18 protein-coding genes and 1 tRNA gene are annotated in these 25,518 nt (G+C 60.4%); 4 read left to right on the forward strand and 15 right to left on the reverse strand.

Annotation, left to right across the window (positions count from 1 at the left end; translation table 11 throughout):
- Window positions 1-93 precede the first annotated feature (93 nt).
- The 3 genes from ABD997_RS11160 (at window position 94) to ABD997_RS11170 (ending at window position 3,299) form a co-directional block, all read left to right on the forward strand.
- Window positions 94-169: transfer RNA gene (locus ABD997_RS11160), tRNA-Thr, on the forward strand.
- 240 nt (window positions 170-409) lie between these two features.
- Window positions 410-2,746 carry a tetratricopeptide repeat protein gene (locus ABD997_RS11165; protein WP_345317099.1) on the forward strand — a complete coding sequence of 779 codons (2,337 nt, stop codon included), beginning with the start codon at window positions 410-412 and terminating at the stop codon, window positions 2,744-2,746.
- Between the two features lie 16 nt (window positions 2,747-2,762).
- Window positions 2,763-3,299 (forward strand): hypothetical protein, encoded by a 537-nt coding sequence (locus ABD997_RS11170; protein ID WP_345317100.1) that lies wholly within the window; start codon window positions 2,763-2,765, stop codon window positions 3,297-3,299.
- A 19-nt stretch (window positions 3,300-3,318) separates the two neighbouring features.
- Here ABD997_RS11170 and ABD997_RS11175 read toward each other — a convergent pair whose 3' ends face one another.
- Window positions 3,319-4,476, reverse strand: coding sequence for an SO2930 family diheme c-type cytochrome (locus tag ABD997_RS11175; protein WP_345317101.1), 1,158 nt, complete (start codon window positions 4,474-4,476; stop codon window positions 3,319-3,321).
- A 51-nt stretch (window positions 4,477-4,527) separates the two neighbouring features.
- Window positions 4,528-7,221, reverse strand: coding sequence for a parallel beta-helix domain-containing protein (locus ABD997_RS11180; RefSeq protein WP_345317102.1), 2,694 nt, complete (start codon window positions 7,219-7,221; stop codon window positions 4,528-4,530).
- Window positions 7,222-7,522: 301 nt separating this feature from the next.
- Here ABD997_RS11180 and ABD997_RS11185 point away from each other — a divergent pair, with 301 nt between their 5' ends.
- The gene (locus tag ABD997_RS11185; RefSeq protein WP_345317103.1) at window positions 7,523-9,061 is read left to right on the forward strand and encodes an AbgT family transporter; all 1,539 of its coding nucleotides are present in this window, start codon (window positions 7,523-7,525) and stop codon (window positions 9,059-9,061) included.
- 88 nt (window positions 9,062-9,149) lie between these two features.
- On the opposite strand, the gene ABD997_RS11190 is transcribed toward ABD997_RS11185, so the two are convergent.
- From ABD997_RS11190 to ABD997_RS11250, 13 genes are all read right to left on the reverse strand, one after another.
- A complete protein-coding gene (locus ABD997_RS11190; RefSeq protein WP_345317104.1) occupies window positions 9,150-9,443 on the reverse strand; it encodes a hypothetical protein in 294 nt (97 codons plus the stop codon).
- A 5-nt stretch (window positions 9,444-9,448) separates the two neighbouring features.
- On the reverse strand, window positions 9,449-9,643 hold the full coding sequence (locus ABD997_RS11195) for a hypothetical protein (protein ID WP_345317105.1): 195 nt from the start codon (window positions 9,641-9,643) through the stop codon (window positions 9,449-9,451).
- 62 nt (window positions 9,644-9,705) lie between these two features.
- Window positions 9,706-11,088 (reverse strand): o-succinylbenzoate--CoA ligase, encoded by a 1,383-nt coding sequence (gene menE / locus ABD997_RS11200; protein WP_345317106.1) that lies wholly within the window; start codon window positions 11,086-11,088, stop codon window positions 9,706-9,708.
- A complete protein-coding gene (menC, locus tag ABD997_RS11205) occupies window positions 11,085-12,032 on the reverse strand; it encodes an o-succinylbenzoate synthase (protein WP_345317107.1) in 948 nt (315 codons plus the stop codon). Before menC ends, menE begins: the two co-directional genes overlap by 4 nt.
- 56 nt (window positions 12,033-12,088) lie before the next feature.
- On the reverse strand, window positions 12,089-12,895 hold the full coding sequence (gene menH, locus ABD997_RS11210) for a 2-succinyl-6-hydroxy-2,4-cyclohexadiene-1-carboxylate synthase (protein ID WP_345317108.1): 807 nt from the start codon (window positions 12,893-12,895) through the stop codon (window positions 12,089-12,091).
- Window positions 12,882-14,588, reverse strand: a complete 1,707-nt coding sequence (gene menD / locus ABD997_RS11215; RefSeq protein WP_345317109.1) for a 2-succinyl-5-enolpyruvyl-6-hydroxy-3-cyclohexene-1-carboxylic-acid synthase — start codon at window positions 14,586-14,588, stop codon at window positions 12,882-12,884. The genes menH and menD overlap by 14 nt, the downstream gene beginning before the upstream one ends.
- A complete protein-coding gene (locus tag ABD997_RS11220) occupies window positions 14,585-15,943 on the reverse strand; it encodes an isochorismate synthase (protein ID WP_345317110.1) in 1,359 nt (452 codons plus the stop codon). The genes menD and ABD997_RS11220 overlap by 4 nt, the downstream gene beginning before the upstream one ends.
- An 89-nt stretch (window positions 15,944-16,032) precedes the next feature.
- On the reverse strand, window positions 16,033-16,467 hold the full coding sequence (locus ABD997_RS11225; RefSeq protein WP_345317111.1) for a hypothetical protein: 435 nt from the start codon (window positions 16,465-16,467) through the stop codon (window positions 16,033-16,035).
- Window positions 16,468-16,641: 174 nt separating this feature from the next.
- On the reverse strand, window positions 16,642-18,129 hold the full coding sequence (gene glpK, locus ABD997_RS11230) for a glycerol kinase GlpK (RefSeq protein WP_345317112.1): 1,488 nt from the start codon (window positions 18,127-18,129) through the stop codon (window positions 16,642-16,644).
- A 154-nt stretch (window positions 18,130-18,283) separates the two neighbouring features.
- Window positions 18,284-20,992, reverse strand: coding sequence for a hypothetical protein (locus tag ABD997_RS11235; RefSeq protein ID WP_345317113.1), 2,709 nt, complete (start codon window positions 20,990-20,992; stop codon window positions 18,284-18,286).
- Between the two features lie 565 nt (window positions 20,993-21,557).
- The gene (locus tag ABD997_RS11240) at window positions 21,558-23,234 is read right to left on the reverse strand and encodes an Ig-like domain-containing protein (protein ID WP_345317114.1); all 1,677 of its coding nucleotides are present in this window, start codon (window positions 23,232-23,234) and stop codon (window positions 21,558-21,560) included.
- Between the two features lie 147 nt (window positions 23,235-23,381).
- Window positions 23,382-24,026 carry a response regulator gene (locus tag ABD997_RS11245; RefSeq protein WP_345317115.1) on the reverse strand — a complete coding sequence of 215 codons (645 nt, stop codon included), beginning with the start codon at window positions 24,024-24,026 and terminating at the stop codon, window positions 23,382-23,384.
- Window positions 24,026-25,405: a sensor histidine kinase gene (locus ABD997_RS11250; protein WP_345317116.1), complete on the reverse strand. Its 1,380-nt coding sequence runs from the start codon at window positions 25,403-25,405 to the stop codon at window positions 24,026-24,028. Before ABD997_RS11250 ends, ABD997_RS11245 begins: the two co-directional genes overlap by 1 nt.
- Window positions 25,406-25,518: the final 113 nt, after the last annotated feature.

Consider the following 25,518-nt stretch of genomic DNA (forward strand, 5'->3'; position numbering starts at 1 on the left):
GATGGTAGTGTGGGAGTTCCCATGTGAGAGTAGGTCATCGCCAGACGCTTATTTAAGAAAACCCAGCCATGCTGGGTTTTTCTATAGTGTTCTGCTGATATAGCTCAGTTGGTAGAGCGCACCCTTGGTAAGGGTGAGGTCCCCAGTTCGACTCTGGGTATTAGCACCATCTTCGAAAACCCAGCCTAACGGCTGGGTTTTTTCGTTTTATCCTCTCTTGTATCCAGCAGGCCAGTTGCTGACTGCCCCGTCTCTCCCTCTCTCCCTCTCTCCATCTCTCAATCGCCCTGCAGCAAAAGAGCGTCTATTTCGACAATGGTGTGAGCTTGCTTGGCTACACTTTGCTTCCAACTGGCTGTTGAACTGAATTTTTGGAGGGGTGACCTTGCCTGTCTCGTCCGGATCCGAATTGGGGAGTCTTGGCTTCACTGAGCAGGATCTCACCTCTGAGGATGCATTTTGGCTTGGTGATATCCTGGTTGATCGGCGGGACTCCTCGGTTCATCACGCTGAGCAGCGGATCCCCCTATCTGACAGAGCACTCTCTTTGCTTCTGGTGTTGGTTCGTAACCAGGGAATCGCGGTGGAGCGAGAGCGCCTGATGCAGATGTGCAGCGACGCGACCCCGATCTCCAACAGGACACTGACTCAGCTTGTTGCTGAACTGCGTTCGGCGCTTCATGACGACAGTCATCACCCCCGTTATATCGAAACCTGTCCGCGACGCGGCTATCGCCTACTTGAAGAGGTGGTGATCCGCCCTGCTGTATTGTTGCCTGTCCAGGAGTGGCAGGGTGTCGTGATGCAACTTCGCTCCAGCCGGATAATCCGCGTCAGTGCAGGTTTCTTTATTGTGGCATGGCTGCTGTTGCAGGTGGTGGCGGTGCTGTTTCCCATGTTGGAATTGCCGGATATCGCCTACAAGGTGGTGGTGCTGTCGCTGACCGTTTTGCTCCCCACGATTCTCTACACGACCTGGATCCGGGAGATCCGAATCCGGCGCCGGAATCTGCAGCACAATGCGGGAGAGCATACCCGTTATCGGCGGCAGCTAGGGCTGGAGGCGTTGGTGATCCTGACCCTGACCTCCCTGGCCTTCCTGCTTGGTGGGCATGTGTTGTCCAAGCTTGATGCGGAGCCCCAGCCCATGGTGAGCGCTCCGGTTATCGACCCCAGTACCGTTGCGGTTCTGCCCTTTGTGTCCCGCGTTGATGACCGGGTTCCGAGCTACTTCGTCGGGGGGGTTCAGGAGGAGCTGATAACAACGCTGTCGGCGGCGGACAGCCTGAGGGTTGCCTCCATGCGCGCGACCCGAGGTATCGCCTCGGCGCTCTCTCTGGTGCAGTTACGAGACCGGCTGAGGGTGCAGTACGTTATCGAAGGCGGGGTGAGCCGTATCGATGAGGAACTGGTGGTGGTCGTGCACATTAGCGATACCGAGAACGGTTACCGGGTATGGCAGCAGGAGTTTCGCGGTGATGATAAGCGCCTGCTGGTGCTGTCCAGTCAGATTGCCCGCCAGATCTGGTTAGCCATGGGATTGCTGTTACCGGAGTTGCACCTGGAGGGCGAGGGGCCTCTGTTTACTGAGGATGTTGTTGCTTATGACAACTACCTGTTGGCCAAAGACCTGCTCAGGGACAGGCCCACGGAATCGCGATTGCTTAAAGCGGAGGAGTTATTGCTCAGGGCGCTGGGTCGGGATCCTGAGTTTGCCTCCGCATCCGTTGCCCTCTGTGGGGCTTATCTACAGCTTTTCATTAAAACGAAAGCAAAAGAGCAGTTCACTTCCGCCCAGCGGGCCTGTGAGCATGCCCGTACTTTCGAACTGACCCAGGTGGACGCCCTGTCGACCCTGGCGAATCTTTATCGTTTGTCCGGCCAGGAGTTGCAAGCCCGGGAGCTCTATCAGCAGGCGCTGTCACTGGATGATGCGCATGTTGATGCCCTGACCGGATTGGCGGCGCTGGCGTTTCGCTCCGGGGATCTTATCGAGGCGGATCGTCTCTACCAGCAAGCGTTGGCAGCGGAACCGGGGTATTGGCGCAACTACCACTATTACGGCGAGTTTCTCTTTTTGTCCGGGCAATATGAGCGCGCTATCCCCCAGTTTCGTCGCGTCGTCTTACTGCAACCCGATTACGGCCCGGGCTACAACAACCTGGGCAGCGCCACCTATCTGACCGGTCACTTCGATGAGGCGATCGAGGCCTGGCGCCAGGCCCTGGAGGTGGCGCCGACCGCGTCAACCTACTCGAATCTGGGCAGCGTGTATTTCTTCAGCCGGCTTTTTAAGGAAGCGGTGGCCATGTACGACATGGCATTGGCGATGCGCCCCGAGGACTTCATCTATCACGCTAACCGCGCGGATGCCCTGAAATATATACCCGGTGAAAAGGCGACCAGTGAGGCGGGGTACAAGGCAGCGCTGAAGTTGGCACTGAATCACGAGAAAATTAACAGCGGTGATGTGACGCTGCTGGCCCAGCTGGGACGTTATTACGCCGAGTTAAACCGATGTCCTGAGTCGAAAAGTTACCAGTCCCGGGTGTTGTCGGCGCCCTCCGACGATCCCTACCTTTACTATGACCTGGCGCTGGCGCAGATCCGTTGCGGCAGCCAGCAGGAGGTTGTGCAGTCACTCCGGCGCGCCTTGGTGCTCGGATATCCATCGACCCTTCTTGATAGGGATCATCAGTTTGAGCCCTATCGCGATCATCTTACTGAGATACACACTGCTCTATAACCCGAGGAGATACACCATGGTTCGTTCCACACTCTTTTCCTGTCTGCTGCTGAGCTTGGCAACGTTCACCGCACAGGCCGGGGACAAAACGCTTTACCTTCATTACTCCGCTGAAGGCCCAGGGGGATGTACCCTGACAATCAACCGGATCGATGATGGCGGCACCGATGAGGGATCCGGCTGCAGCGAAGATAATAAATCACTGTGCGAGAGCGATCCTAAGGCCAACGCCTGTGTCTGTGGCAAGAAGGATAACAAGGTCAAATGGAAGGTGAGTAAGGAGAGTGTTATTCCGGATGGGGTCAACTTCACCGTGACGTTTACCGCGCCGAAGGATGCGAGGGGACAAGCTTTCTCCCCCTTCAAAAACGAGAACCAGTGCGGCGCCACCATCATCTTTGGTAAAGAGGGTCAAAACTGTGCCTTGGGGGATTTTGCCTTATTCGACAGCCTTGCCTTCGAGTACGAGGTTATTGCAGCCAACGGTATCGAGCCTGGTCAGCCCGATGCGATCCACTGTGTTGCGGACCCCAGGATTGTGATCGAGCACTGAGGCGGCCTAGCATCCCCTATCAGGGGGTGCACCCCCCGAGGTTGGGATCCATGGCATCAATCCAGCGGTTGATAAGATCAACCGCTTTTTCATGGACCAGAGCCCGACCAATGGGGGGCATGCGGTCTTTAGCCTCAAGGTGGCTCATGCGGTAGGGAAGGATGGAGGCGCCGCTGTGGCCCGGGACAATGTCGTAGTCCAGCCCGGCGGCTCCGCCATCGTAGCCTGGGGGCTGTTTACAGATGCCGTAGCTGAACTGAGTATGGTCCTGGAAGAAGCCCAGCCGTAACCCCGATATGCTGGCAAACCCTTCGGCGCGGTGGCAGTGGGCGCAGTTGATGTCCAGGTATCCCTTAGCCCGAGCTGTCAGGCTCGCGGCTTCATCCTCCAGAGCCGCAGCGGTCGGGATCGCCTCTGGCAGGCGATCCAGCCAGCCATCGCCCAGCCAGCTTTCCAACTGTGCTTGTCCTGTGGCATCGGACCGATTCAGCAGGTGGGCCTTGAGGCCGATGGGACTTATCCGGGTGACACCCGCCTCATTGAGTTGATGGCACAGCTTGCATTGAGGCTGGGAGGGAACCTCGTAGGTGAAAGTTAGGGTTTGGTCCCGGTGGGTCATCTGGTGGTCGACACGGGCACCGGCGAGCGCCAGGCGTGCTTCTTCACCCTCCCAAAGATAGGGGAGGGCAACCCATCCGTTTTCCCGGTGGATCAGCAGCCGGGTCTCGATCAGGCGTTCGTTGTGGGCGCCTGACAAGGCGCTGTCCTGAGGCAGGGCGAAGGTCTTGACCAACACCGACCCCACCGGGAAGCTGAAGGCTTCTTGCTCTTCGTAGTTGACCTGACTCCCCGGGGGAAGGAAGAGAAAACGGTATTTACTGGCGTAATCGGAAAACAGTGCCGTCGTGAGCAGGTAGAGGCGACCGTTGGTGTTGGGATCGCGGGTTGGCTGGGCAGGGTCCACAAAGAGCCCGTATTGGCTCAGCCGTTCGCAGTTTTCCGTTTGCAGGGCGGTCCAGTTCACTTCGCTGGTCGTGGCCTCACAGGCGGACGCCGGAGGGGGCTCAGGAGGTGGAGAGGGCGGTAGGATTGGGACATTGGCCTGTTCGTTACTACCGCCACAGCCGGACAGTATCAGGACAAGAAGCAGGCTCTTAAGTTTGAGAGAGGTTCGCATCGGCCCTCCTTAATAAAGGCCGGGCTGGCAGATGCCAGCCCGGTAGAGGGGTTACTGAGAGCAGGCTGCCGATGGCAATCGCTTGATCCACTCGTTGATCAAGGCCACCCCGGCATCGTGGGACAGTGCCCGACCGATCTCCGGCATCATGTCACCTGCCTCGGTGCTCGCCATGCGGAAGTGCATGATTGAGGCTTCCGGATCCCCAGGGACGATGTCGTGGCTCAGGCTGCCGCCGCCGTAGGCAATGGGCGCCTTACAGGTGCCGTGTGCTTGCTCGTTGCCGGCGTAGGGGCGCCAGTACTCCAGCTTGAGGCCGGTGTTTGAGGCGTTACCCTCCGGACGGTGACAGTGGGCACAGTTGATGTCGAGATAGCCTTTGGCCAAGCTCATCACCTCGGCATCGGTAGCTTCGCTCAATACACCCATCTCATCGGCACCGAACTCACCCAGCAAGCCAAAGTTCGGGGCAGTGTTGATGGCGGCAACGTCCGTCGGCAGACCGGTCAGCAAGCCGTTATCTGCCCAGTGCTGCAACTGGTTGGCAGTACCGCTGGCGTAGGCGTAATCGCTGTTGAGGAAGCGGGCTTTCGGGCCAATGGGGGCAAAGCGGGCCACCCCTTCGCTGTCGGTCAGCTGGTGGCACTGCTTACACTGGTTAACGTTCGGTACGCTGTAGTCGAAGGTCAGGGCTTCACCTTGATGCATCAAGGATTGCTCAAACACCGAGCCGGGCTTGGTCAGCTTGGCTTCGCTCTTATCGGCGCTCCAGACGTACGGCAGAGCGGTCCAGCCGTTTTGGCGGTGAATAAGCAGTCGGGTTTCGAGCAGCTCTTCCCCTTCGGTGCCCGGCATGGCGCTGTCTTCGGGCATGGCAAAGGTTTTTACCAGTACGGTACCGACAGGGAAGTCGAAAGTCTCATCGGCGTTGTACTGCGCGGCTTGACCATCCGGCAGGAAAGCAAAGCGGTACTTGCTGCTGTAATCGGTAAACAGCGCGCTGGTGAGATCGTACGGGACGCCACCACTGTTGGGGTTCTGGGTCGGATCCAGCGCATCGGCAAACAGGTTGTAGTCCGCCAGAGTGGGGCAGTTCGCACCCAACAGGGCGTCCAGGTTGACGCTGTTGCCAGAGGCGACACACAGGGACTGATCGCCATCGCCGATGATGCTGGCTTCGCCATCGCCGATCTCGCCGGAGTCGCCAACGGTGTTGCCACCATCACAGCCCTCAACGTCATCGTCGATACCACAACCAAAGACCTGATCACCAAAGGTGACAGTGTGGACGGGCAGGCTGATCTGGCTACAGTTCATCAGAGTGCCTTCGCCGTTATCGAGCAGCACATCCGGCGTGCCCAGATCGGCGGCGGAGTGGTTGCCGGCATAGAGTTGACCAATGGTCACGTCGCCATTGTCGATGGCACACAAATTGTCGCTGCCATCGGCGGCAAACGGCGGCTCTTTGAAGTCGACGCCGGCGTAAGGCATGCCTTCACCACCATTGTCGAAGAACAGACCACTGTTGGCGATCGCCTCACCCAGACCATCATAGAGGATGGCGGGGAATACCCCGTGCAGGCCCTGATAGGCTGCGATGATATCGGGGATCAGTTTGCCATTGGGTGCGCTGCCACTGTCGCTGATCTGGTTACCGTGGATATGGATATTTCGCGGCACGGCGCGCCAGCCGTCGTCGATGATCCCGCCTGGCAGGGCGTAGTTCATGACGAACGCGCCTTCGATGTCCTGCTCGGCAATAAAGAAACTGGTGGCGGTGATGGACAGGGTGTCGTGATCTTCAATGACGTTGTCGAAGATCTCCACATCACGGGTGGAGAGGATGATCACCCCGGTGCCAGGTGGCACGATGTGTACCCCGGCGGGGTTGGAACTGGCGTTGGCAAAGTTGGGCGTGTTGTTCCCGTGTACGTGGTTGTTGAAGATCCGCACGCTACGGCCGTAGTAGCCGTTCCCGATGGGCAGATCAAAGACCAATATCCCGCCGGTGTTGCCCACTGCTTCGTTATCGTACACGTCGGCATACTGGGAGTTTTCGATCTCAATACCGGCGACGTTCTCTTTGGCGACGTTACGACGTACCACGATGTACTTGGATTGGCCAACGTAGATCCCCGCGTCCGCCGAGCCGCGCACATAGGTGTCTTCAATCAGGATATTTTCACATTCCACCGGGTACAGGCCGTACGCCCCGTTGTCGGCATTGAGTTCGCCGTCCCAGATGGTCGACAGGCGACGCAGGATGATGCCGTTGGTGTTTTTCAGCTTGATGCCGTTGTTGGCGGCTTCATTGACCTGCAGATCCTGGATGGTGATATTCATGGCGTTCTGCACAAAGATCCCATCTCCCCCCGCCGACTCGGAGAAGTCGAGGATGGTCTTGTCCTGACCGTGGCCCATGATGGTGACGTTCTTGGCAAAGACGCCATCTCCATCGGCATCGCCGTCAAACAGCAGAGTCCGGTCCGGTTTAAAGGTGCCTTCGGGCAAGACAATCACATCGTTGCTTTGCGCGTTAATGAAGGCTTCCAGGATGTTTTCGGCGATATTACCTTCGGCGCTGATCATGATGGCGCCCTCCGGGAAGGTCGGGCCTGTGGGCGCTGTCGGTTCGGTCGGGGGTGGGGTGATCACGAGCGCGGTATCGTCATCGCTGCCGCAACCGCTGACTCCCAATGCGCACAACAGCGCCACAGACGCCGCCAACTTGTGTTTTTGGAACATAGGTTTCTCCCTGAATGCGACCCCAACGGCAACCTTGCCCCGGGGGTTGGTTATGGTTTAAGCGCTAACCTCGGATAATCAGATGCAAAGGTCAATCGGCAATTTGGGTGGGTTGATGCAGTTATGAAGCTGATGTAAATCACAAATTGATGCGAAGGGGAGAGTAAATCGCCAACACCTTACCGGAATAAAAACTGTGATCTATGTCCTCTTTGTGGCGAAATAGGGGGACAGTTTTGTTGACCAGTGGCAGTATCTTCTGCTGAACCAGATCCAACCGATAATGACGGAATATAATAAAATGAGCGCTCAAGCCGATTCTGGACGCATGTCCAAAATTTTGGATGGGATAGAAAGAGCAGGTAATAAACTGCCGGACCCCGCCATCCTCTTCCTCAGCCTGATGATCGTGGTTTGGGGCCTGTCTGCGATCTTCTCCACCATGACCTTCGATGCGGTAGATCCCCGCACCGGCGAAGCGGTGGTGATCAAAAACCTGCTGACCCCGGAAGCATTGACCCAGTTCCTGACCAGTATGGTGAAGACCTTCACCGGTTTTGCCCCGCTGGGCGTGGTGCTGGTCGCCATGCTGGGTGTGGGTGTTGCCGAGCACTCCGGCTTCATTAACACCGCACTGAAAAAGATGCTGAAGATCACCCCGGCCAAGTTCATCACCCCGGCCGTGGTTTGTGTGGGCATCATCTCTCACACCGCAACCGATGCCGGTTACGTGGTGGTGATCCCGCTGGCAGGCGTTATCTTCTACGCCATCGGCCGTCACCCCATTGCCGGCATCATGGCGGCGTTTGCCGGGGTATCCGGTGGCTTCTGTGCCAACTTCATCCCCTCGGCGATCGATCCGCTGCTGCAATCCTTCACCCAGGCGTCTGCCCAGACTCTGGATCCGAGCATCCAGCTTAACCCGCTGAATAACTGGGGTTTTGCTGCTGCCTCTACCCTGCCGATCATCGCCATCATCTGGTACCTGACCGACAAGGTGATGGAGCCGCGCCTGATGAAGACCACCCCGCTGGATGCCGGTATTGAACCGCCTGCGATGGATGAGATTGGTGTGCGTGAGAACAAGGCGTTCCGCTTCGCGGGCCTGTCCATGCTGGCCTCCATGGCACTGGTTGTTGGCCTGGCGCTGCCGGAGTCCTCTACCCTGCGTGCTGCAAACGGTGAACTGACCGATTTCTCTGCTCCCCTGATGCAGGCGATTGTGCCGCTGATCTTCATCTTCTTCGTGATCCCGGGTGTGGTGTTCGGTTTCATGAACGGCACCTACAAGGTATCTGGTGATGTGATCAAGTCCATGTCCAAGGCGATGGAGGGCATGGGTGCCTACATCGTACTGGCCTTCTTCTGTTCACTCTTTATTGCCGCCTTTGCTTCTTCCGACCTGGCAGTGCTGCTGGCCGTGAAGGGCGCCGACTTCCTGAAGTCTCTGGGCATGTCCGCGGGCAGCACCATCGTTGGGATGATCCTGCTGGTGGCGTTCGTGAACCTGTTCATGGGCTCCGCATCCGCTAAGTGGGCGCTGATTGGTGCCGTACTGGTTCCGATGCTGATGGAGCTGGGCATCTCTCCGGATCTGGCCCAGGCCGGCTACCGTATCGGTGACTCCTCCACCAACATCATCACCCCGCTGATGCCTTACTTCCCGCTGGTCGTGGTCTACTGCCAGAAGTACGTGAAGAACACCGGTGTGGGTACCCTGATCGCGGCGATGCTGCCCTACTCCCTGGCGCTGCTGACCGTATGGACTGCCTGGCTGCTGCTCTACTGGGGCCTCGGCCTGCCGCTGGGTCTGGGTGCGTCCTACACCTACGGTGGTTAATCCGCTCTGAGCAAAAAAAAAGGGTCGCTGCGGCGACCCTTTTTTGTGCGTCATCGTCCGAACTACTGTCGGACAGTATTGTGCCTGCTCAGGACCTGATGAGGCTGAGACGGTAGCCAAACAGGCCATGTTGTTTACCGCTCTCCTTGGAGGAGAGCCGTAGTCTGGGTCGGGCATCGATGTGAATATCGATGGTGGTCATGTCGAGCAGGAGGGCGACGCGCTTCGACCGTGTTACGCCGAAACGATAACGCCAAAGCAGCTTTAGAAGTTCCCGCCAGCTCGTGAGAAAGACCGCCAGATGGCGGTCCGAAAAGTGCAGAGAAACCGAGGTGCTGGCTTGCGCCAACACCAGGGATCCGCGAAATTGCAGGGCGCGCACGGCCTTCACTTGAGGTTGCGGGCACGGATACTGATGCTGCCGTTGACTCGCCACGGCGCCTGCTGGGAATCGCCGTTGGAGTCGCTGGGGACGAGTAACTCGACATTGTCAAAGTCGTAGGTGAGCTCTGCGTTGCGCTCATTCAGCTTGTCGTAGAGGGCGGCGGCCAGTTCGGGCCAGTTGGTAGTGGGGTTAGCCATGGTGTACTCCTGCGTTTGCTTTCGGTTTGCATCGTCTCTAACGCAGGAGCCTTGAGCTCGGTTCAGTCCTTTTTGTCCAGCCGTGTAACCCACTCCATTACCCGGGCCCGTGATACCTTCAGGCTGCCCGTCTCCAGCGCCGGCGACCAGGGCAGGTAGCGGCGAGGCCGCATAAAGCGAGGCAGCTTCTTCATCACCCGACGATTGAGCGCTGCCTCATCCCAGTCACCCTTGACCACGGCGACCGGCAGCAGACCGAACTCCTCATCGGGCACCGGCACCACCACCGCCTCTTCGACGCCTTCGCAGCGCTTGAGCACTGCCTCGATCGCCTCCGGTTGCACATTCTCCCCCCCACTGATGAACATGTTGTCGGCACGGCCCAGCACCTTGAGCTGCTCACCGACCCATTGACCCCGATCCTTGGTGCTGAACCAGCCCTCGTGATCGAAAGGGGTCTCCAGGTTGCCGTCACGGTAGTAGCCGAGGAAGCGGCTCTCGCCCCGAACCTGGATGATCCCCTCCTCGATACGCACCTGGCGTCCCGCCAGCGGGAAACCGGACAGCCCCTCGGCATTGGCTGGCCCCGTGGTGATCTGGCTGCCCATCTCGGTCATGCCGTAGCTGGTGAGCGCCTTCAGTGGCAGGGATTTGAGCGCCTCCAGCAGGGGAGCCGGGATAGGTCCTCCGCCCAGCAGCAGAACCTTCAGGGATCCCAATAGCTCGGTGCCCTGCTCCCGGTCCAGGATGCGCTTGAGCTGGGTCGCTACCAGGGAGAGGTGGGTCAGGGCCTGGTTCGCCAGTGCCTCGGCGGGATCCGGGCTGTCCGGCAGCACCACGGTGGCACCGCAGCCCAGGCAGCGCCAGAGGATCGCCAGCCCACCGATATGGAACAGGGGCAGGGAGAGCAGCCAGCGGTCGCCCTTTGCCAGAGGGGTTCTATCCTGGCTCCCCTCCGCGGCAGCCAGGTGGTTCAGGGTATGGTGCATCGCCGCCTTGGGATGGCCGCTGGAGCCCGAGGTCAGGATCATGCTTACCGGCGCCGAGGCATCAAATCGCCACAGAGTCGGTTCGTAGCCTGAAGTGAGCGTCAGGGGGCGGGCGGTGCACTCCACCGGTGAGGCTTCATCGTGCCACAGCCACTGGATCCGCAGTTCGGTGATCAATTGCTGCTGCTGGGCTTCGGGGAAGCGGGGCGACAGGGGCACGAAGACCGCGCCCAGCCGCATGGCGGCGTAGAGCAGCAGGATCCCCTCCAGCCGGTTTTTGCCGATGTAGCCCAGGTGGTGCCCCGCCCTGACGCCCTGCTGCTGCAGGTGGTGGCAAAGGGCGCTGACCCGGCCATCGAGCTCGATGTAGCTCATTGGGTGACCCTGGCCATCGATGGCCAGGGCTTCGCCGAAGCGGCGGGCGGCGGTGTGCAGTGGGCAGGTGATAAGGCTCAAAACAGTCGCTCCAGTTGGGCTTCGGGGATCAGGGGGCGGCCGGGTACGCCCCAGAGGTTGGGCTGGCAGAGATCGGCACCGGTGGCTTCCAGCGTATCCAGTCCCGGCGTCTGCTCCGGGGTGAGTTGCCGGGCCAGGGCGGCGATGGCGGCCAACCCCAGGTTGCTCTCGAAGCTGGAGGAGAGCACACAGCGGACGCCATCGTGATGGGCGGCCTCAACGATGTCCGTCAGCCGGTCGATGCCACCGATGAGGGTGGGTTTAAGCACCAGCGCGGTGACGCCCGGCAGGGGTTGGTATCGGTACTCCTGTGCCTGGGTGGTTTCATCCAGGGCCAGGGGAAGGCGATGCTGTTGGTAGAGCGCCAGGCTCTCCTCCAATGTAGCGCAGGGCTCCTCAACGAAATCGATCCGGTCGAGGGGGACGCTGGCGGCGAAGGTGGCCGCCTGCTCGTACGTCCAACCCCGGTTGGCGTCCAGGCGCAAGCGCAGGCCCGGCGCCTGGCCCAGAACCCGGTGAACCAGATTGATCTCCTCCTCTACCGGTGCGCGGGCTACCTTGAGCTTGGCCAGCCGTGGCGGTTGAAGCTGCGCTGACAACTGCGCCAGGACCTGCTTCTCGCTGCCCGCCAGCAGAGGTACGGTTGACGGCGGCGGTCGTCGCTGTGGTTGGCAGAGCAGGCGGCCGCTGTCGAGGGCAAAGCGGGCAGCGGGGGGCAGGGACGCTTCATCGCCCTCCCTCTGGCAGTACGCCAGCAGGGAGTCCTGGTTCTGAGCCAGGGTGTCCCGGGAGAAACCGGGCAGTGGGCAGCAATCACCGTAATAGAGCTGGCCGTCGAGGCTGAACTTGAGCAGTAGACCCTCTCGCTGGTCGAGGGTTTGGCCGGCGAAGCGGATGGGGGTATCGAGAGGCAGTCGGTAGTGCAGCAGCGCGCTGGGGTGCATGGAGATATCAGAACATTGGGTGATGCCGGCAGTGTAGCAACTATTGCGGGCGAAACTCAGGATAAAGCCGCGTCGATCACCGCTTGCGAAAAGGCTTCCGGGACGCCGGCATGCAGGTTGTGGCCGCCACCGGCGAGGACAAGGTGGCTAACTGCGCCGCCCTGCCGGGCCCAGTCTTGGCCGAGCTCGGTGAACTTGCTGTCCTTTTGGCCGGTGATCAGGGTCAGCGGCTGGTACCGGGCCAGGGCGCGAAGATCGGCCTGATGGCCCAGGCTGGTCCCCAGGTAGAGTGCGGACAGGCAGCGGGAATCGTTGTTCTTGCGCATCGCGATAAGTCGTTGACGCTGGACGGGGGCAAGATCCGCAAAGACCGGTTGCCGGTACCAGGCCTCCAGGAAGCGCACCATGGGCTCCGTTTGCATCTTCCGATGCCAGCGCCCATCTGCCTCCAGGCGCTGCTGCCGCGCCTCCTCGCTGGTGAGCCCGGGGTGAGCGGACTCCAGGGTCAGGCTGAGTAATCGCTGGCTCTGACCCTGCTGGTGCAGGTGTTGCGCCAGGTGCAGGGCCAGTCGTCCTCCTAGGGAGTAGCCCAGCAGATGGAACCGGTCGATCTTCCGGGCGGCCAGGGTCGCCAGCAGCAACCGGTTGACCTCATCGAAAGCGGGCTGTCGGGTTAGCCGGACGCCCTGGCTGGCGCCGTGGCCGGGCAGGTCGAGGGCATAACAGCAAAAGTGCTGTCCTAAAGCGGCAGCCACCCCCTGCCAATCGGCATGGCTGCCGAGAAACCCATGCAGGAGTACCAGGGCTGGTTTGTCTGTCTGACCCCAGGCGGTGAGCGCCAGGGGAGCCTCAGCTGGCTCCATGGCGGATCTGCTCGGCCAGTTGCAGGATCTGCTCGGCGGACTCGTCGGGGGGAAGGATCACCTCGATGACGCTGGCGCCGGGGTGGGCCAGGGCGCTGTCCAGAGCATCGGCCAGGGCGTCCAGCTGTTTGGGCTGGTGATAGGGCAGGGCAAACAGCTCTGCCGCATGACGGAACCCCAGGCCGTGGCCGAGACGGTAGTAATCCTGGCGCAGCTGCTCGCTGGGTACCGGCAGCAGGTTGAAGATGCTGCCCCCGTCGTTGTTGAGGGCCAGGATCACCAGCGGCGTGGTGAGCTGTCGGGCCAGGGCCAGGGAGTTGAGGTCGTGCAGCAGAGAGAGGTCACCGATGCACAGTACGGTGGCACGGCCATTGGCCAGGGCAACGCCGCAGCTGGTGGCCAGCAGGCCATCGATGCCGGAGGCGCCGCGATTGGTCCAGATGACCGGAGCACTGTCGCTGGGCTTTGCCAGCATATCGTAGAGGCGGACAGGCAGGCTGTTACCGATGAACAGGTCGATGTCGCCATCCAGGTGCCGGGAAAGCAGGCGAGCAGCGGAGAGTTCGGTGAGCGCCCCCTGGTCATACTGTTGCAAACGGGTCTCCAGCGCCGCGTTATGGTCGCTCAGGTCGTCGGCCCAGCCCGCGTGTGGCGCCTGGCCCCAGGGCAGGCCGGGCAACAGGGCCAGACGACCTACAAACTGCTGCTTGCGGCGATGGTTGGGGTCGAGATTTCGGCGATGGGGCAAAAAGTGCCAGAACGCCTTCCAGGGGTGTTGTCCGATGTAGCTGAGCAGCCGCTTGGAGAGCAGCCGTCCGCCCACCAGCAGCAGATTTTCAGCCTGTTGCAGCAGGCTTTGGGCTGGGGCATGGTGCCAGAGCTGGTCCATGTGGTGGATCACGCCTTCACTCTGGCGCAGCTGGCTCTGGCTGTCGGCGATAATAGGCCAGCCCAGCTGGCGGGAGAGCGCCAGCAGCTGGCGGGGATCCTCCCCCGGCGCCAAGCTGCCGGCGACAATCACCCCCTTGCCACGGGCAAACTCGGCGCATTGGCCCGGGCTGGGCAGGGCGGAGTGGCTCTGGCGGGGAGCGTGAACCCAGGGGTGATTATCCTGTCGCCACTGGGCGATGGGTGCCAGGTAGTCGCTGAAATCGCTGCGCTCTGCATCCGGGTAGAGGGGCTCACGGTACATGCAGTTGATGTGCAGGGGCCGGTCCAGATCCGCCATGGCATGGTCCAGCTGGCTCAGAAGCGCCTGCGGCGGCAGGTGAAGATCCGCCGCTGGCAGGTCGAGCCGACGGGCGTAATCGGCAAACAGGGCAGGCTGGATGATCGCCTGGTTGGCTCCGCAGTCGATCAGTTCGGGGGGGCGGTCGCCGGAGAGGATCACCAGGGGCACACCGGTCTGGCTGGCTTCCACTACGGCGGGGTAGAGGTTCGCGACTGCCGTGCCTGAGGTGGTGATGATGGCCACCGGTGCCCCACCGGCCTTGGCCAGCCCCAGGGCGGCGAACCCTAACCCCCGTTCATCGAAGTGGGTGTGGCGCTGGAAGCCCGAGTGGTCGGCCGCGGCCAGGGTCAGCGGCGTCGAGCGGGAGCCCGGGGCCAGGCAGAGGTGTCGGACACCGAGGCGGTGCAACTCTTCGAGCAGCAGTCGCGCCCACAGCAGGTTCAGATCGGCACAGTGGCTCATAGTCCGTTGAGGATCCCCAGTACGGTGGCAAGTTTATTGTTCAGCTCCTGCCATTCAGCTTCGACCTCGGAGTCGCCCACGATACCGGCACCGGCGAAGAGGGTGATGCGCTCCGGGCTGAACAGGGCGCTGCGGATAGCCACCGAGAACTCGGATTCGTTCTGGCCCAGGTAGCCGCAGGCTCCTGCATACCAGCCCCGGTCAAAGCCCTCTCGCTGGCGGATAAAGCTCATGGCAGCATCCCGGGGCAGGCCGCCCACCGCCGGGGTGGGATGCAGGGCTTGCAGCAGCTGCAGGTCGGAGACGCCCGCCTTGATCTCGGCGCGGATCCCGCGGTGCAGATGCTGGATATGGTTCAGCTTGAGGATGGTGGGACTCTCCTCCACCCCGACGTAGTCCGCTAGGGGAGACAGCTGAGCCTCAATGTGTTGGCGAACCAGCTGGTTCTCATGGCTGTTTTTGCTGTCACTGAGCAGGGCATCGGCCAGCGCCTGGTCGTCGGCCTCATTGAAGCCCCGCACCGTGGTGCCAGCCAGTGCCTCGGTGGAGAGCTCGCGGCCAAGGCGATGATAGAGGCGCTCCGGCGAGCAGCTGATGAAGGTGTGCTGTTCGCTGAACTGGAAACCGTACTGGTAGCTGCCGGGATTCAACAGTTGCCAGGCGTGGAGTACCGTCCAGGGGTTGGGCTGGGCGCTGGTGCGCATCCGCGTTTCCCGGGCCAGCACCACCTTGGGGGTATCATCGATAAAGCTGGGGTGAGTCACCTGGCCGATCAGCGTCTCCCAACGGGCCCGGTTGGGGGTGTCCTGACGGGAGAGCAGGTGCGCCGGGCCCAGTGGAGGCAGCGGTGCTGCTTTTACCACGGCTTGCAGGGCGGTGTGAGCGTCACTCAGCTCCTGAGACCACTCGCGATTGTGGACGCTCAGGTTCAGGCGCAGCTGGGCCTGCTCTCCCTGGCGGCGCAGCTCCAGGCGCGGCAGGACAAACTGGGCCTGGCCGAACTCCGGCCAGGCGGGTTGCTTGGGATCGAAAGCCACGCCGCCGTAGAGGCGCAGATCGCCGTCACCATCCTGCTGCAGCAGCTGACGGTAGAGTCGGTCGAGGGTATCGGCATCGGGCATGCGATCCAGACGGTGGCGCTGGGCGATGCCGATGGCGGCAACCTCCTCACCGTTCCGGCGGCCTCGCCAGTAAATTTTGGCTTCCTGGGGCTGTGCGGCGAGCCAGGCGATCAGTGGTGGAGCCTCGACCGCTTCACTCAGGGTCAGGCATCGCTGGCCGGGGGCAAGGTGGCTCAGGGCATCCAGTTGTCGTTGAAGCCGGGTGACGGCTGCGGTCAGCGAGGGCAAAGACACCGAAGAAACCACCTTCATAAAAAGACTTAACTGATTGAAATTAAGAGCCTAGGCCGAGTGCTGTCAAGTTGGGATCGCCAGCCTGTGAGCTAGACCGAAGTCGCCAGCATTAGGCTGGTAAGCCCGGCCAGGGTGGTGATGGAGGCCGAAAACCCGGGCTTGCCGACATGGAGAATGTTCCAAACCACCTTGGTGCAGCTGGCGGTGGTTGCGATCATCAGCGCCAGCCGAAGCTGGTGCATCCACAGCAGGTGCAGCAGCACCGTCACGAGCAGCAGAGCGGCCAGGGCCGTCAGGCAATGCTCCATGCGTCCCTGCTCCGCCACCATGCCCCGTTCGCTGTTGAGCATCCGCGAGTCGGTTTCCCCACCCTTGAGGCTGTGCCATATCAGGGCGCTCAGGGCGATAACACCCAGTCCCGCCAGAATCACACTCTGGTTCCAGGCACCTACAGCGGAGAGGGTGACAACCAGTGGGCGGGCCCAAGCGTGCAATCGGGCAGCAGGGCAGTATGATTGGGTCATGAACGGCTCCGGCGGATGGGATGCGCCTATTAGAGCCGCGTATGACTCAAATGTCGCACAATTGACCATTTTGAGGCGGCAAATTGTGCGGCCGATCCCCTTGTGAATTGGGCCTTGAACGCTCTTTTCTTCCTCTTAACGTTCAGTTATCGGGCGGTATAAAAAGTGGTCACCTCAGTGGTTGTGGCGGCACCGGGCCACTGCCTGCTGCCAGCCCAGCAGCAACTCCGTGCGCTTAGACTCGTTCATGCTCGGGGTAAAGCGGCGCTCCAGGGCGCAGACGGAGGCCAGCTCGGAGAGGTCCTGCCAGTAGCCGATGGACAGCCCCGCCAGGAAGGCGGCCCCGGCGGCGGTGGTTTCCCGGTTCTGGGGGCGAAGTACCTCGGTGCCCAGCATGTCCGCTTGAAACTGCATCAGGAAGTCGTTGGCCACGGCGCCGCCGTCCACCCTCAGCTCTTTCAACGGGGTGGAGGCGTCCCGCTGCATGGCCTCGAGCAGGTCCCGACTCTGGTAGGCGATCGCTTCCAGGGCGGCGCGCACCAGGTGGTTGCGGTTGCAGCCCCGGGTCAGGCCGGTGATCACGCCCCGGGCCTCCGGCTGCCAGTAGGGGGCGCCGAGGCCGGTGAAGGCGGGCACCAGGTAAGCGCCGGCGGTATCCGATACCGACTCCGCCATGCCCTGGCTGTCGGCGGCGTGCCGAATCAGCCCCAGCTCGTCCCTCAGCCACTGGATGCAGGCGCCGCCCATGAACACCGAGCCCTCGAGGGCATAGGCCTGCTCGTTGGGGCCGGCACAGGCGAGGGTGGTGAGCAGGCCATGCTCGGATTGAACCGGCTTGTCGCCGGTGTGCATCAGCATGAAGCAGCCGGTGCCGTAGGTGTTCTTGGCCTGTCCCGCCCGGGTGCAGAGCTGTCCGAACAGTGCCGCCTGCTGGTCGCCCGCCATGCCCGCCACCGGGATCTTGGCCGGGCCTATCTGGGCATGACCGAAGATCTCGCGGCTGCTTTTCACCTCCGGCAACAGGCTGGCGGGGATATTCAGCGCCTCCAACAGGGTCGGGTCCCAGCACTGACGGTGGATATCGTAGAGCATGGTCCGGCTGGCGTTGGTGCGATCCGTGGCGTGGACGGCGCCGTCGGTCAGCTGCCACAGCAGCCAGCAGTCGATGGTGCCAAAGCGCAGCTCCCCCCGCTCTGCCCGCGACCGGGCCCCCGGCACGTTATCCAGCAGCCAGGCGATCTTGGTGCCGGAAAAGTAGGGATCCAGCACCAGTCCGGTGGTATCGCGAACGTGCTGCTCCAGTCCCTGGGCCTTGAGCTGCTGACACTGTTCCGCAGTACGGCGGCACTGCCATACGATGGCGTTGTGGATCGGCTGACCGGTGGCGGCATCCCAGATCACCGTGGTTTCCCGCTGGTTGGTGATGCCGATGGCGGCCACCTGGTCATGGCGGACACCGCTGCGGGCCAGCACCTCCGTCAACACGGCCCGTTGCCCGGCCCAGATCTCCATGGCGTCGTGCTCGACCCAGCCGGAGCGCGGGTAATGCTGGGTAAACTCGCGCTGGGCACTGGCGCGGATCTGCCCCTGGCGATCAAACAGCAGGGCGCGACTGGAGGTGGTGCCCTGGTCCAGGGCGAGGATAAATTGGTCTTGGGCCATGAGGTTCACAAGGGGTTGTGGGCATTATGGAAACTGTAACGGCTTTGGCCGCAGACGTCAGTGGCGAAGGCGAAGTTCTGGTGGGTGCCATCAAAACGCGCAAAGAAAAGCCGGCCCGAAGGCCGGCTTGAGATTGCCACTTTCGATCGCCCGATCAGTCGATGTTTGCTCCGGTTTCGACGCGGGCCTCGGCATCCGCGCTGGCAGAGCTGCCATCGTCATCAACGAACTGGATCAGGACCTGTTCATTGTCTTCGACCTCGGCTTGCAGGGTCTGGAAGTCGTCAGCATTGAGCGTCGACAGTTCAACGGTGAAGGCACAGGTTAATTCTGCACCCGGCGCCAGGGTGTAGTCGTCTGTTGTTAGCGGGCAGGCGCCATAGGAGGTGCCGTCCAAGCTGCCGCCATCGTTGACGATGCTGAACCCTTCACCCGTATTGCCGGTCACGACTTGAACGCCGAGCAAAGACAAGTTGGTCAGCTTGATAGTCTCAAAGTTGCTGGTGTTTTTGGCGTAGACAAATACGGTACCGGATAGTCCGAATTCTCCTTTGATAGTGGGGGTCACGTTCTTAAAGAGCACTAATGCATAGTCCGGTTCGGTTTGCAGAACCGTGCCGGGCTCATCGGCAGAGGTGAACTTTGCGAACGCGGTATTGAACAGAGGATCACCCCTCGCGACAACAGTGCCCATGTGATCCTTGATTCCGCCGTTCAAGTAGTTGCCGGTCACCTTCGCAACGATGGTACATACATAGGGGTTCGACAGCCCGCGATCACCATCGGTATAGGGGATGGTGATGCTCAGAGCCGCTTCGGGGCCGCCCGGGCATGCGTCCGCACGCTGGGCCGTGTCGCTGGCCCGGGTACTGAACAATACGTCATCCACCAGTTGCGTCAGAATCACATCCTCCTTGGTAACGGAATTGGTATTGGTGAAGGTAAAGCGGTAGACCACCGTCTTACCCGTCTCACCCGTCTCATCGACGCTGATCTCATCAACGAACGCAGCGGCATTCAGCGCGGGAGTTGGGATGCTGACGTCCACCGAGGGTGCCACTTTTTTCTGCAAGGTCATCATGGGTTTGGCTAACGTCACTGTCACCGCTTCGCTGGCGGTCGCGCGGCGGTTCTCATTGTCTCGGGCCTCCACGGAGGCGGTATTGCTATAAGAGTCTCCTTCGTTGGTAAGGCCAGAACTGACCACATACCGGCACTTGAACTCGGCATTGGGGGCCAGGGTCAGGGTGGGGCCATTGCGGTCACATTTGTCTCCGGCGTTGGGCGCAGAGTTGTCCTTCAATAACTCGTCGATACTGCCCAAGGTGCTGGTGTCTTTCAGGTAGGTGCCATCATCACTGCCATCGTCACCGCTGTCATCACTGCGGTTATCGACGCCGACCGTGAGGGTGTCCACCGAACTGGTGTTTTTGACCACGATCTCGAAGGTGAGATCGCCAGAACCCTCCACATACCAGTTGCCCGAGTCAGCCGGGATCTCGCTGAGTCCGTTGCCGTCCACTGGGGTCTTGGAAATTGTGATAGTGGGATTAACGTTTTCCAGATTGACCGTTACGGTATCGGAGCAGTTGTCATCGGCCTGGCGAGCATAGCCGGTTGCGGTGACGTCACAGGTATCGTCGCCGATCGGATCCCCATTGGCGTCCTCGGCGCTGAGGCGAATAAAGTCGATATAGGTTTCCAGTGGCGATGAGTCATCTTCAGGTGTCGCATCATTCGGCAGATCTTCGTCATCGATCCTGATGCGGAATTGACAGGTTTTGCTGGGTGTCGACTGGGTTAGGGTGAAGTCGGTGATCCCTGCGCAGGTGTTGTGCGCGCCCAGCAGTGTCAGGTTGCCCTTGATGGTGTTACCCGAGGTGCTGTCGTAGCCGGTATCACTACTCGGATCATCCAGATCGAATATCTGGGCGGCCATCGTCCCGTCCGGTCCGTTGGTTTCCGAGCGATAGACGTCCTCCAACTCGGTGACAGTCAGCGGCGTATCCGGATAGGTACCGTCCGCGTTTTTCTTCAGCTCGACTTTAAGCTGGAACTCGTAGATCCCGTCAGGCTCATCTTGTGTCGCTGGATATAAGGTGGTGTTGATCTGGGTCTTGGTAATCACCGGCGGATCCGGCGCAATAAAGACGTCGATATTGAACTGGTCGCAGTTACATTTCGACTTGGTGTTGGGCTCCTGACCCGGATAAGTTTGGGACTCCGAGCAGTTCATCCGCTCGATGTTGTCCCAGGCGGCGCAATAGATAAAGTCCACCTGCTTGTCATCCCCACCGTCACACAGCATGGTGAAGGTGGCATCGGGGATGGTGTATTCGTCGTTGATCAAACCGGCTTTGGCGATGTCGCCGCAGCGGTCTCCGTCAAGTTCCTGCGCCACACCCACATCAATGCCGACAGGCTTGGGGATCAGGATGCTACAGGCATTGTCATCCTGCTGCACCATCTGTGGTGATTTTTGATTGAGCGGCAAAAAGAAGGTGGTATCCCAGCGCTCGGCAGCGTTGGTGCGTACACGCAGATCGGCGGTCACCTCGAACAGCTCTCCCTGTGTACAGGTAAAGGGGGTGCTGGTGCTGCCGTTTACGGCGGTGACCGTAACTTGAGTGATTTCTACATCATTGGCGGTACAGTTGAGTGACTCGCCCACGACATCTTTTACACCAGATCCTCCTGTCTTGACGTACGCGTCCGCCATACAAGAATTAGCGGAATTGGCGGGATCATTGAAGATGGGATTGTTCGCCTCAGTAACCGCCGCCGTTAAGGCTGAATAACTGAGCAATGCCGCTGCAATACTGGCATTAGTTGCAAGCTTTTTCATTTTGGAATGCTTCATCATCATGCTTCCAAGTTTTTTGAGGGTCAGATAACCCTGCGTAAAGGCTACAAGACCATTACGAAGCCATAGGTGCAGAGCTCGTGATGGCAACTGCGAGTTTTTATACTTGGGGAGATGTAGGGGCGACATTCAAGATAAACATGAGTGCCGCCCTGGGCCGCCAACGATAAAGGGCCCGGGGGAGAGAGGGTACAAGGGTATGCATGACTGCCTCCGCCAACAACCAGACTCAGGGAGAGGGAACCGCGTATCCTTTGAAGTTTTACACCGCAGGTGGCACGCCGTTTCGTCGAGTCTGTAACAGGGTTAAGAGCATAGGAAACCTTAGTCCAGCAATACCCATGTTCAAGTTGTGGATTTGCAGCGGCAGGCCTAAATATTGTTTTTTCTGAAGAAGTTTTTTATTACTGGTGTGAACCGGGGCGCCCAACTTGTTCTGTTCCGGGTTGCCCGCCATGCCGAGGCGAACAGCCAGCGGCAGCGTGATCCTGAAGTCCCCCCTCAGAGGAAGAAAAGCGGCCCGTTCGGGCCGCTTTTTTGTTGTGAAGAGGGATTAGCGCCTCACTCAGTTGTGCATCTTGCCGCCGTGGTTCTGCATCAGCTTACCGGCGTAGTTGTCGGCTTCCGCATGACACTGGCCACAGGCAAACTTCTGCTGCAGGTAGGGATACATGTAGGTGTCTTTGGCTTCCGCATCCTGCAGTTGCCCGTTCTCGTTGTAGAGATCGATGGCAAAGGTGTGGATGCGGATGTCACCGCGCTTCTCCTTGGTCGGTGTGCCGTCACCGGTCACATTGCCAGCAGTGCCGTTCTTCACGACTTCCGGCATGTGGCAGGTGACGCAGTCTAAGTTGGCGTGGAGAGCGGAGTTGAATCCCTTGGCGTGGTCGCCGGAGTGGCAGTCGGTACAGGCCTTCACCGCACCCTGGTGGATATCTTCATCCTGGTTCAGGGTGGACTTGTGGGGCTCGTGGCATACCGCACAGGCGTTCTCGGCACCGTAGTAAAGCGGGAACTTGATGTAGTGCTTACCGGTGATCTCACCGCTGTCGGGGTCGATCGCCATCAGCTCATCGTGGGTCTGGTGGTGGCGGGGCAGGCCGCTGCGAACCATCACACGGGCGCCGTATTCTGGGCCGTCCGGGAACGCTTTGTTAAAGCTGCTTACGAAGCCGTTCTTATGGTTGCGGTCGCCGTCACGGGTATGACACTCGGCGCAGTGAACCGGCTGTCCGTACCCCATCTCTTCGCTTTGCAGGTCGGCGGTCAGGCGAGGTACTGCATTACGGGTGATGTTGTCGGTGCTGGGGTCCTTGGTGTGGGCCATGCCGGCACCGTGACAGCTTTCACATTGCACGCCAGCGGCCACGAAGGTGCCGGAGATCCCGGGCAGGTCGTCCTGCTTGTGTGGGTGGAGGGTGTCGTCAAAGGGCTTCCAACCGGTGGTGTGGCAGTGGCCGCAATCCCAGGGTTTGTCCACGGAGCCGGCGTTGTAGTTGACCATGATCTGATCATCCAGCCCCAGCGCTTCTGCATGGATGTTGTGCTGGGCCTGGGCACCGGTTACCAGGTAGCCGTCCTTATCCATCCAGCGCAGCTTCCAGCCGTAGCCCCCGGAGGTGTAACTGACGTCCGCGTAGGTTTGCGGGGCACCCAGGGTGTTGTCGGTGGGATTGCCGTTGTTGTCGATCTGTTCCAGGGCACCGCTGACGTCGGTGTAGGGGAACGCCGGCATCTGGTCGTCGGCGATCTTCATGATCTTAAAGTTGTGGCCGTGCAGCTGGTGGCTCTTCATGTCGCCCAGTGCCGAATTGTTGTGGCAGCTCAGGCAGCTCTGGCTACCGGCAAAGATCGCTTCCGCCACGGTGACGGTGATGGTGCCACTGGCTTCGTCGGTGCCGTCGCTGACGGTGTAGGTGATGGCGGCGTCGCCAACAAATCCTTTGGGTTCAAAGAGGATGCGGTCGGCATCAATGGTGACCGTGCCCTGTTCGCTGGTGGCACTGACTAAGGTCAGGATATCGTCCTGGTCTTCATCACTGGCGTGCAGCATCGGGTTGATGGTCAGCGCCCGGTTGCTGTCGGTCAGGCGGATAGCGTCGCCCGCCACTGGCGGCGTGTTCTCGGGCGGCGGCGGTGGCGGCTCGGTCGGTGCCTTGTCGTTGTCACTGCTGCACCCCACCATGGCGGCAGCGCTCATCATCAGAACCAGTGTGGTTTTGCGGAAGGCTTTCATCATCATCTCCTGCGACGCTTTGTGCGTCTTTTTTTTGGCAGGGTCAGTATCTGAAGGCGAAAAGAGGGCGGCCAGATAAGGGGAATTCCCCCAGAGGCTCAGATTGTGAAGTCTGCTTATCAAGCACTGTTTAAACTAATGATTTAATTTGATTTATTCTTGGCCTTCCTGCAGTAGGAAGTGACACATTTGCTGCCCCTCAGTTGTCAAAAAGTAGAGCTTGCTCACATTTTGCTGGATTAGTCCGCTCTGCTTGAGCTGGCGCATATGGAAGTTGAACTTGGTGTGGTCCGCCACGCCCACCAGGCGGCAGAGATCCATGAAGCGCAACTGACGATGGCGCCCGAGCTGCAGCAACGCTTGGCGCCGGATGGGGTTGGAGAGGGCGGAGAACACCTTATCCGCGGCCTCATCCGCCAGTTTTGGCTGGGGTTGGCGCTGGGCGTTAACCCGACGCACCGTGGTGGCCAGGGTGGCGAGGTTGAACGGCTTGGCCAGGAACTCATCCGCTCCCTTTTTCATGGCGTCGACGGCGGTATCCACCGTGGCAAACGCGGTGGTGATGATCACCCCCATGCCGGGCTGGAGACGGCGCAGGTTGGCGATCGCCTCGACGCCACTGAGTCCGGGCATCACCAGGTCCAGAATCGCCACATCAAAGCCCTGGGATTCGGCCGCATCAAGGGCGGTTTCCGCGCTGTCGCAGGCGCACACCTGCATCCCCTCCAGGTTCAGCGCCTCCTCCAGGGCCAGTCGCAGTTCGGTATCGTCTTCGGCCAACAGGATGTTGAGGTTCATTACAGGCTCCTCGGTAACGTGATGGTGACACACAGGCCATGCAGCCAGTTATGCAGGCTGAGTTCACCCTGGTGTTGCTGAATGATCTGCTGGCTGATGGCTAGTCCCAGCCCGGTACCATTGGGTTTGGTGGTGTGGAAGGGGCGCAGGCTGGCGCTCTGCTGCGCTTCGGGAATGCCCCCGCCGTAATCGCGGATGTGGAGCAATACCTGGTCTCCCATCGCCTCGGTGTGGATCTCCAGCCGACGCTCTGTCCGGCTGGCGTCGATGGCGTTGCTGATCAGGTTGATCAGCACCTCCTCCAGTTTGACGGGATCGCCAACGACCGTCAGTTGCGGGGCGAGATTGCGGTGGAGGGTGAAGGGTTTCAGGCGGTGGCCCATCAGTTCAAGGGCGGAATGGATCACCTTGTCCAGGGTCACCGGCTGCATCGGCTGGGGGGACGGGCGGGCAAAATGCAGCACCTCCTGCGCGATATGAGTGGCGCGATCCAGCCCTTTTCGGATGCGGTTCAGCTGGTGTTGCAGCGGCGGTTCCGGGGGAAGTTGCTTCTCCAGCAGATCTACCCCCAGGGTGGCGTAGCTCAGTGGCGTCTTTATCTCGTGGGCGATGCCGGACGCCAGCTCTCCCATGGCGCGCATCTTCTCGCCCAGCAACAGCTGGCGTTGCTGGGCCTCAATCTGCGCTTCCCGCTCCCGATCGAAGATCTTCAGGGCCTGATAGAGGGTCACCAGGATGGCAAAGGCACATAGGGTACGAAGCATCGGCACCCAGAGGCCCGCCTTCGTTGACAGCAGGCCGGCGGCCAGGCCGTAGGCGATCAGGGCGATGCCGCAGTAGGCGAAATAGTGGCCCGCAATACGGCGTTCCCGATACTGCTGGCGGGCGTAATAGATCATGCCTAAACCGGCAACCACGCTGGCACCCAAACCGAAGATCCAGCGGATCAGGGTGGCGGCCAGGCGCAGAAAATCATCCAGCGGCATCAGCGGATAGCTGGCGGCCAGGTGCAGAATAAAGACCCCTTGGGCCAGTCCCAGACCTGCCAGGGCCCAGGGTTTGCGGGCAACGTCGGTGATCACCAGCATCTTCCAGGCAAACCAGGCCAGGGCCAGGAAGGAGACCCAGAGTTTCAGCACCCGCAGGATCTTCATCTCCGAGTACCAGATCATCGGGGTATAGGGGCCCATCAGCTGAAGGTAGAGTTCTGACCATTCGTGAAAGGCGTGAACAAAACCGAAGACGGCGAGGGCGGGCAGGGCGGAGGCGATGGCCAGTTGACTGAGGCGCAGGTTGCGAAAGGCGATCACCGAGCCGATGGTAAAGAACACCAATCCATAAAACAGGTAGGTGTTAAACACCAGCAGCGTATCGAACACGGAATCCCTCCCTTTGATTGCCGCCAGTATGGCGTTGATCTTAGGTCGGTTACTGTGAGGTAAACAGAGTTATTGCAGTCACGGGTGAAAACTCGGCAATGGAAGCGTCATTG

The organism is Ferrimonas gelatinilytica, assembly GCF_039544205.1.
GTDB classification, from domain to species: domain Bacteria; phylum Pseudomonadota; class Gammaproteobacteria; order Enterobacterales; family Shewanellaceae; genus Ferrimonas; species Ferrimonas gelatinilytica.